Raw genomic sequence first — 9,526 nt, forward strand, 5'->3', positions numbered from 1 at the left:
ACATTTGTTTTTAGTGGGGAGAGCAGGATTCGAACCTGCGAAGTGAAATCACAACAGAGTTACAGTCTGTCCTCGTTGGCCGCTTGAGTATCTCCCCAAAGTTATTTATATAATTGAAACAATAAAAAAGAGCGAGAGACGAGGTTCGAACTCGCGACATTCAGCTTGGAAGGCTGACGCTCTACCAACTGAGCTACTCTCGCAATTATTGTTTTTTTTGTATTGGTATTTCAATCTTTCAAAGAACTGCATTGTTTCTGTAATGCGGGTGCAAAAATAGTACTGATTTTGGTTTATGCAAACCTTTATTTCACTTTTTTTTAATGAATATTAAAATGCTCTGTAATTCAGTAATGTATAGGCTGATTTTTTTTTGTTATTTCTAAAGATCATTTTGAAAAAGTAGATGAATAGCCCGGAAACAAGTAATTTTTGCTAATATTACTTTTACCGGTTTGTCATATATATAAGTGTTTTTGTTTGTAAATTTGTACTTATACAATTAAATGAAATTCGATGAAACCAAAAGTTATAGGTGTAATAGGTCCTAATCAGTCGCGTTGTACAATAGATGTTTATAATTTTGGAATAAAACTTGGTAAGCGTTTAATAGATGAAGGTTATTCAATAGTGAATGGTGGAATGCAGGGTTTTATGGAGGCTGTTAGTAAGGGAGCACGAACATCTGATAATTATTCTTATGGTAAAATTATTGGTATAGTTCCCGGAGAAGACAAAGATGAGGCAAACAGTTATTGTGATATTGTAATTGCCACGGGTATTGGTTGGGCGAGAAATCAAATAATAATTAACAGTGCCGATTTTATTGTAGCAGTTTCAGGAGGGGCAGGCACTTTATCAGAAATAGCTTATTCATGGCAGGTTGGAAAAAAGATAATATGCTATACAAAACTGGATGGCTGGTCGAAAGAATTGGCAGGCAGGGAATTGGATCTTAGAAATAGCAGCAAACTCACAGCAGCTGAATCGATTGATGAAATTATAGAATCAATTCCAAATTGATTTATGAATAATGGCTCTTTTTTTTTGAGTATATTTTAGATAAATATCCAATGGCAAAAAGCAATTTTATTGAGTTCTAAACTCAAAATTGTTGTAAGTTTGTGTCTTGAATCGCACTTAAAATAATATTGTTTTAAATACTTAATTACTATCGATATTGAACGAGATAATTATTGATATTGAAGATGTGAATCCCGTTGATATTTACGGAGAGCACAATGCGAATTTAGAATTGATTCGCTCATTATATCCAAAGCTAAAATTGATAGCACGCGGAAATAAACTTAAAGTATTAGGTGAGGAGGATTTAATTATTGATTTTGAACGAAAGTTTAATCAGTTAATTGATTACGTTAGCAGGTATAATCACCTTCCTGAAAATGAACTTGAACGAATTATTTTTGCTGATGAATATGAGCATAAATCCGGAATTGAAAGAGATGAAGTTCTAGTTCATGGAGTAAGTGGACGCCAAATAAAAGCACTTACCGAAAATCAAAAGAAACTTGTAGAAACATCCAACCGAAACGACATGGTTTTTGCTGTTGGTCCTGCCGGTACCGGTAAAACATATACTGGTGTAGCACTTGCGGTAAGAGCGTTAAAGCATAGGGAGGTAAGAAGAATAATACTTACCCGACCCGCTGTAGAGGCTGGCGAAAACCTTGGGTTCCTACCGGGTGATATGAAGGAAAAATTAGATCCATACATGCAACCACTCTACGATGCTCTTCGGGATATGATCCCACACGAAAAGCTTGAAATGCTTCTGGAAAAACAGGTTATTCAGATAGCACCATTAGCTTTTATGCGCGGTAGAACTTTGGATAACGCTTTTGTTATTTTAGATGAGGCTCAGAATACTACCCATGGTCAAATGAAGATGTTTTTGACCAGGATGGGTAAAAATGCCAAGTTTATTATTACGGGCGATCCCGGACAGGTAGATTTACCGATGAGAGGTCAGAAATCAGGATTGAAAGAGGCCATTGTAGCTTTGCAAAATGTAAAAGGAATAGGTTTTATTCACCTCGACGATAAGGATGTGGTTCGTCATAGGTTAGTAAAGAGAATAATAAACGCATATAAGAATATAGAAGATAATGTCTAAGGCAATAGTAGAGAGTAAATTTAGATTTAAAGGTCAAAAATCTGTTTACCACGGAAAAGTACGTGATGTTTATAATATTAATGACGAGTTACTGGCAATGGTGGTTAGCGACCGCCTTTCAGCTTTTGATGTAGTACTGCCTAAAGGAATACCGTTTAAAGGTCAGGTGTTAAACCAGATAGCGGAGAAAGCTTTAAAAGCAACAGAGGATATAGTTCCGAACTGGGTTAAAGATGTTCCTGATCCCAATGTAACTATAGGAAAACTTTGTACTCCTTTTAAAGTAGAAATGGTTATTCGCGGTTATTTAACAGGACATGCATGGCGCGAATATAAGGCTGGGAAACGTGTACTTTGCGGGGTTGAACTTGAAGAAGGTTTAGTAGAAAATCAACAGTTCAGAGAGGCTAAAATAACACCGACAACAAAAGCTGATACAGGAGAACACGATATGGATATCTCTAAAGAAGAGATCCTAAAGCAAGAAATTGTTAGTGTAGACGACTATGCAAAATTAGAAGATTATACTTATAAACTGTTTACCAGAGGTCAGGAAATAGCAAATGAAAAGGGTTTGATCCTGGTTGATACCAAGTATGAATTTGGTAAAACAAATGAAGGAGAAATTGTACTGATAGATGAAATTCACACACCCGATTCTTCCAGGTATTTTTATTTGGAAGGTTACGAAGAGAGACTGAAAAACGGAGAAAGCCAACGTCAGTTATCCAAGGAATTTGTACGTCAATGGTTGATAGAACAAGGTTTTCAGGGTAGAGAAGGGGAGCATATTCCCGAAATGAGCGAAGAGTTTGTTAAATCTGTTTCCGATAGATATATAGAGCTTTACGAAAAGATTACAGGTGAGAAATTTGTTAAAGCAGATTCCGGAAATATTACAGAAAGAATTCAGAATAACGTTGATTCGTATTTGAATAGTGCTTTCTAATACCAGGCTAAATTTGTAAAATAAAAAAGAGTTAATGACAATTTAAACAGTCATTAACTCTTTTTTTTTATAAAAACTAATACTTTATTTGATATTAGAATCTATACCCAACTCCGGCCATTATCTGCAAGCCTTGTACAGGGTAGTTTTTATATAGCTCGTAGTTTTTATTTAAAATATTGTTCAGTTTTAAGAAAGCCGAGAACTTCTTTGAAATATCATATCCTGCATTGAAATTCAAATCGAAATAAGGATCAAGTTGGCCTCCGGTTTTAGTTACTATATGCGGAGCAGTACCTTCGAAAGAAGACAGAATATTTGAGCTGTGTTGAGCATAATTTCGACTGCCAACATAATACATTTGAGTTCCTAAAGTAAAATTTTCAAGGAATCTGTATTCGATTGTTGCAGATAGCATTAGTGATGGTCTGTTGTAAACATCCTCGAATTTTTTAGAGCCATAAATATTATATCTAAAGTTAGCACTTAAAAGCAGATCCTTAATAGCTTCATATTCTATCCCGGCATTAAGTTCAAAAATCTTCACAGAGTCCTGAATAGCTGAAAAACTGTTTGCGGCTTCCCAGCCTTTTGCATCTGTTGCTAATACGGGAGGAGTCAAATCGCCTACACTTAACTTTGCAGGATTATATATGTAGTTCAGGAAACCGTATTCATTTCTAAAACTTGCATTGGTATTGTACGTAATGTTCGAAGCAAGCTTACCTCTTAATCCAGCATAATATTTATATCTCATATTAGTAGGACTTATAGTTTGGGTAGGCGAAACATAAGGCATTTCGTTTACTATAGACTGTAAAGAGTTTTGTCTTAGGGCACCATCAACACCACCATAAGCAATCATTAAGTCATTGATAATATTAACGGAAACATCTGCTTTTGGATAAAATCTTAGAAGGTTATTGTCTCCGATCAAATCCGCACTGTAGTAAACTCCAATACCGAGATTCAGTGTTGCATTTTCTACTACAAAGTTATAACTCGGATTTAATGTAAAGTTTAAGTATTTATTTTTGATCTCATCCTTTAGATATATCCCTTCGTTGAAATAACTGTCCACAAAGTCGATTTCAGTAATAATTTTAATTTTATGATCTTCTATAGGAATTGAAAATACTCCATCAGCTTTAACTCTGTTTTCATGACTGTTGTATCTGTCAGTCATTCTGTATGCTTTTAATGAAGAGCTATTGAAAATGGCATTGCCTTTTTTACCATTATTTACAAAAGAAATATTTCCTTCGATTGTTTTATAATTTTGTCCGACATTTAAATCGTTAATTATTTCATTTGAAATAAATTCTTTCGGTACTCCAAACCAGTTTATGGATTGGTAGTTATAGTTTAAACTTGTTTTCAATTGATGATTTTTAAACTGTTTCCAGTAGAAACCGTCGATTGATGAATTGATGAATGCATTATTAAATTTCACCCCTTCAATTCCGCCTTCTGAAGACAAATGTTGCACATGAATTCCGTATCTCTGCTCTTTTACTTTTTTGTTGTTCATGTATAGTTCGAGCAAAGGTGTACGGTAACTTCCATATCCAAGAATTAGATAATTATCAAAAGGTTTTTCAATTTTTTCTCTAACCTGTGATTTTGCTCCTATTTTTGAAGGTTTAAAAGTTGAAGCTACATCGGTAGTATAAGTTTCATAGCTTAGTTTTTGCTTTTTTGTTTCACCAATATTGTTTTCAGGTGTTAATTTTATTTTATATGCATCAGAAACCTCAGGGTTATATGCTTTAACAACATTAACAACTTCTGTTCCAAGTTCTTCCTTCTTTTCTTCCTGAGAATAGAGAGAAATGGAGATGAAACTTAAAATTATTGTATTTATAAATATCTTATTCATAGCCATTAGTTTTGAGTTTGAATAGCATCAGTAGCTGTATTAGATTTAGCTTTTATTTCGGCCAGAAGTCTGTTGGCTTCTGAATTTACATCACTAAAATCAAAATTATTTAAAATAGTCTCTAATGTGTAAATAGCCTGATACTGATCGTTTAAAGCATCAAAGTTCTGAGCCATTATAAGTAGTGATTTTGCACCCCAATATTTATAGCCCGAATATTTTGAGGCGATATCGAATATTATCTTATTTGATTTTTCGTATTGCTTATCGCTGTTTAAGAAATATGCCTGATAGTACATTGCCTCGGCTTTAACCTCTCCTTTAGCAGTTTTCATCAGTTTTTCATAGTTTGTTTTTGCAAGAGCAATATCTCCTTTTTCCATAGCTCCTCTTGCTATTATTAGTTCAGTTTCCGATTTTACTTTCTCGCTTATTTTTGGATTTAGCGATACTATTGAAGCAGATTCTAAAGCCTTTTCCATATTTCCTTTTGCGTTATAAAGGCGCATTAAGTTTATTTCGGAATATGTTTTGTTTTGTTGGAATTCAGCAATGTCCAATAATTTTTCAAATGAATTAATGGCTTTGGTAGTGTCAGCATTTTTTAAATATATTTCAGATGCTCTTACCAAAGATCTTTCAGTAAATTCATTCTTGTCATAGTTTAAAACAGCTTCGTAATTCTTTAATGCCTCGTCGTAGCTTGCACCTTTATATTCACATTGGGCTAAGTAGAAGTGAGCGTTTAACTTTGAAATTCCTTTAGGGAATTCTTTCAGATAATCGTTGAATGCAGGCTTTGCCAGTTCGCAATTTCCTTTTAAGAAAGCTTTCTCTCCGGCTAAGTATGAAGTAGAATCAGCTTCAGCCTGAGAAATATCAACAAAGTCAAGTGTTTTTACCCAAGAAACATATTCGGAGGCTTTTCCCATGTCGATATATATTTTTCTGGAACCGGCTACTGCTTGTTTAGCCTCCGAAGTTGAAGGAAATTTTGTAACGATATCCTTGTATTCTTTTAATGCTTCAGAATTTTTATCAGAATTGTAATAAATCAATGCTATTTTAAGCTTGGATTTGGCAACATAAGAGCTCCCCGGATATTTTGACTCTAACTTTTTATAGGTTTTAAGAGCTTTTGAATTGTCGTTGTTTCTGGTGTACGAACCCCCCAACAGGTATATAGCATCATCTCCCAGTTTAGATTTGGGGTATTTTTGTAATAAGGAATTCAATGTTTCGATTCTCTGCGAATTTCTGCCTATAAGACCATAGCATACTGCCTTCTGGTAAATTGCATAATCAGCTTCACCTGTTTTTAATGTCAGAGAATTATTGTAGTTCTCCAGTGCAGGCCAATATTCTGCTTTCATAAAGTAGGAATCTCCTAACCTTAAATAGGTATCGTTTTTTAGTTTATTATTTTCAATTTTATTTTTTTTAAATGCAGTAAATTCTATTACTGCTTCCGAAAAATTTCGCAGTTTAAACTGAGTGTAACCAATATTGTAGGGAAGCATTTTTGCTTCTGTCGATGAAGGGTTTGGATCTTCCAGCCTAAAAGATTTATATGCTGCTAACGCCTCATTGAATTTTCCTAACCTGTATTTGCTTTCGGCGAACCAATATTTTGCTTTAGCCCTAAACTCTTCATTATACCCCTTGTTAATAGAAGTTTCAAAATATTTTTCAGCCTCTCCGAATTTTTCATCACCAAAATATTCAACTCCCTGCAGGTAGGCAGCTTTTTGGTAAAGAACCTTCATTTTATAGGAGTTTAATTCTTTAGAATCTAATATGTTTAGTACTTCTTTGTAGTTGTTAGATGTTAGATACGATTCAACCAAAAGTTGGTACATTTCAGTTTTATGAAGCGAATTAGGATAATTCCTTATATATCTGTTTAAGGCCATCGGAGCACTCTCGGCAACATTTCCAACCTCATAACTTAAACGTGCATAGTTGTAAAGTGCATCTTCCTTTATCTTTTCATCATAATCCATGTCAGATGCTGATCTAAAGGCATTTAGAGCTTCATTTTTCTTGTCCAGTTTTAAGTAACAGGCTGCTAGATTGTAATATGCATTTTGTGCAACCTCAGAATCAGAATTTATTATCTTATTGAAATATGAAATTGCTTTTTCATATTCCTGTCCTTTGTAGTAAGAGTAACCAATCTGATATAAGTGAGTGTTGTCAAACTTCCCTCTCCTGCCATTGTAGTTTAACAGGTGGGGTAGTGCCTCACTGTAATTTTGCAGGTTGAAATAACTCTCTCCTACAAGTTTTGATAAGTCGGAATATTGTTTTGATTTTTTATTTTTAAGAAGCGGAAGGCCCACTTCAATAGACTCTGAATATTTTTCCTGATTAAAATATATCTGGCTGATAAAAAACGGTACCTGATCAGAATATCTGCTGTCGTCTTTTACCTGATCGAAATATTTAAGAGCAGTTTGATTCTGATTTTGTAAATAGGCAATATGTCCGTAGTAGTATTTCGCCTCAGTACTGTATTTTCTGGATGAAAATACTTTTGAAAAACCGATCTTAGCTTTGTCATATTTCTTTGCTGTATACTCAACGTAGGCTTTTTTGAAAATAAATTCCTGACGTTCACTGCCTTTAAGGTCGCTTGGGTCAATTTTTTCGAACCAAGCCAAAGCTTTACTGTACTTTCCGTTGTTGAAATAGTAATTTGCAATATCAATAATTGCCTTGTTTTTTTGAGGTGAAGTAGGATTGTTTTCAATGAAATTCTTCATCCTGTAATCACCATTTTTTTCGCCTAATTTGATGCTGCAAAGTGAGGCGTAATACTCCGAAGATGTTATCAGAGATTCGCTTGCTTCATTTTCTTTTTGAACTTTTTCGAATTCTAATTGTGCAGCAGCATATTGTTGATGGTGATATAGTGATACTGCCTTATCGTAGCTCTTTTGACTGTTTAAGTGCACAGCCGATTGTTGGGCATTAATATTTCCAATAGCTGATATGAGCAAAACAGCTATAATTATATAACGTTTAAGCATATTAAAGGTTGATTAAATTCTAATTTCTATAGGTCTCAAATATAAAACAATCAAAAAGCTATTTTGGTATATTTTACAGCAATATTTTCAACAAAATTTTGAAAAAGTGTATGGCGTGCCCTTTCCGCTTAGGCTCCGCTCAACGACAAAGCAAGGGCTTTACACTATATCTTTTTTTATTTGTAAGTATTTCAATACTTAACAAATAAAAAAAGGATGTCGAAGGATGGTTTTTGAGTTAGCCGAAGGACAATCCCTCATGCATTTTCAATACGAAAGTGAAGGGATGCGTTGCAATTACGAAGTAATCATGAACACCAAAATAAACATTCGTGAATAATTTCTCATGCAAATAATTTGATGTAAAATGAAGATAAGAGTTCAGGTAATTATTCCCATCTCTTTTTTGCCCATTCTTTCTGCTGCTTTTTATTTAAGAATGTCCATGCAATAATGCGACTTGTTTTGGTTCCCTGTCCCATCTCAATTGTTTTTACTTCCGTTGCATTGGCCTTTTTTAGGGCTTCATAGGCACTGTTAAGGTTTGATTGTTTTGATATTAAAGTGGAGAACCAAAAGCATGAATCAGAAAATTGTTTACTTTGGCGAATCATATCGCGAACAAATTTTTTTTCACCGCCTTTACACCATAACTCTTTACTCTGACCACCAAAGTTTAATGTTGCTTTCGAGATTTTCTTCTTTGTTAAACTTCGCAGCTTTCTAAGTGTTCCCGCTTGTGCTTCTTCTGCCGATGAATGAAATGGAGGGTTACAAATAGATAAGTCTATAAACTCGTCCTTTTTTATTATATCATAGAAAATATTCTTTGGATTAGTCTGTAATCTCAATTCGATTTTACCTTTTAAGCTATCATTGGAATCAATCGTTTTTTTAGCAGCTTCAATAGCTATAGGGTCTATGTCACTTCCTATAAAAGTCCAGTAATATTCTCTGTTTCCGATTATAGGATAAACACAATTTGCACCTACACCAACATCCAGACATTTTATTTTATTACCTATCGGAATTTCGCCATGGTTGTATTTGCTTAATAAATCAGCAATATGGTGTATATAGTCTGCTCTGCCCGGAATTGGAGGACACAAATAATTTTCAGGGATATTCCAGTGATCTATCTTGTAATATTGTTTTAAGAGAGCTTTATTCAGCATTACAACAGCTTCCGGATTGAAAAAATCAATTGACTCATCCTTATATGCGTTCAACTTAACAAATTGAGCCAATTCAGGACAGCTTTCAATAAGTTGTTTAAAATCGTATCGCGCCCTATGCCTGTTTCGAGGGTGTAGTTTTGATTTTTCTTTTGGATGTTCTTTTTTCTTTGGAAGCATTTTGTTAATATTATAAATCCCAATTTCTCAATTTCTCAATCACTCAATCACTCAATCTCTCACTTTCCCAATCTCTCAATCTCTCAATCTCTCATCCTCTCAATCTCTCATCCTCAATCTTATCTTTTACTAACTAGTTTTAGGTATAAACTTTCTACTTTTTCTCTTGCCCAGGGA

6 protein-coding genes and 2 tRNA genes are annotated in these 9,526 nt (G+C 34.2%); 3 read left to right on the forward strand and 5 right to left on the reverse strand.

Annotation, left to right across the window (positions count from 1 at the left end; genetic code table 11):
* Positions 1 to 14 precede the first annotated feature (14 nt).
* A tRNA-Tyr gene (locus ABFR62_11105) sits at positions 15 to 97 on the reverse strand.
* 33 nt (positions 98 to 130) lie between these two features.
* A tRNA-Gly gene (locus ABFR62_11110) sits at positions 131 to 203 on the reverse strand.
* Between the two features lie 313 nt (positions 204 to 516).
* Here ABFR62_11110 and ABFR62_11115 point away from each other — a divergent pair.
* The 3 genes from ABFR62_11115 (at position 517) to ABFR62_11125 (ending at position 3,083) form a co-directional block, all read left to right on the forward strand.
* Positions 517 to 1,023, forward strand: a complete 507-nt coding sequence (locus tag ABFR62_11115) for a TIGR00725 family protein (GenBank protein MEN8138968.1) — start codon at positions 517 to 519, stop codon at positions 1,021 to 1,023.
* A gap of 157 nt (positions 1,024 to 1,180) precedes the next feature.
* A complete protein-coding gene (locus ABFR62_11120; GenBank protein ID MEN8138969.1) occupies positions 1,181 to 2,134 on the forward strand; it encodes a PhoH family protein in 954 nt (317 codons plus the stop codon).
* A complete protein-coding gene (locus tag ABFR62_11125) occupies positions 2,127 to 3,083 on the forward strand; it encodes a phosphoribosylaminoimidazolesuccinocarboxamide synthase (protein ID MEN8138970.1) in 957 nt (318 codons plus the stop codon). Before ABFR62_11120 ends, ABFR62_11125 begins: the two co-directional genes overlap by 8 nt.
* Positions 3,084 to 3,177: 94 nt before the next feature.
* Here ABFR62_11125 and ABFR62_11130 read toward each other — a convergent pair whose 3' ends face one another.
* The 3 genes from ABFR62_11130 to rlmF form a co-directional block, all read right to left on the reverse strand.
* Positions 3,178 to 4,962, reverse strand: a complete 1,785-nt coding sequence (locus tag ABFR62_11130; GenBank protein MEN8138971.1) for a hypothetical protein — start codon at positions 4,960 to 4,962, stop codon at positions 3,178 to 3,180.
* A 5-nt stretch (positions 4,963 to 4,967) separates the two neighbouring features.
* Complete coding sequence (locus ABFR62_11135; GenBank protein MEN8138972.1) at positions 4,968 to 7,994, reverse strand: tetratricopeptide repeat protein; 3,027 nt, start codon at positions 7,992 to 7,994, stop codon at positions 4,968 to 4,970.
* 389 nt (positions 7,995 to 8,383) lie between these two features.
* On the reverse strand, positions 8,384 to 9,349 hold the full coding sequence (gene rlmF, locus ABFR62_11140; GenBank protein ID MEN8138973.1) for a 23S rRNA (adenine(1618)-N(6))-methyltransferase RlmF: 966 nt from the start codon (positions 9,347 to 9,349) through the stop codon (positions 8,384 to 8,386).
* Positions 9,350 to 9,526 lie beyond the last annotated feature (177 nt).

Source organism: Bacteroidota bacterium (assembly GCA_039714315.1).
Classification (GTDB): domain Bacteria; phylum Bacteroidota; class Bacteroidia; order Flavobacteriales; family JADGDT01; genus JADGDT01.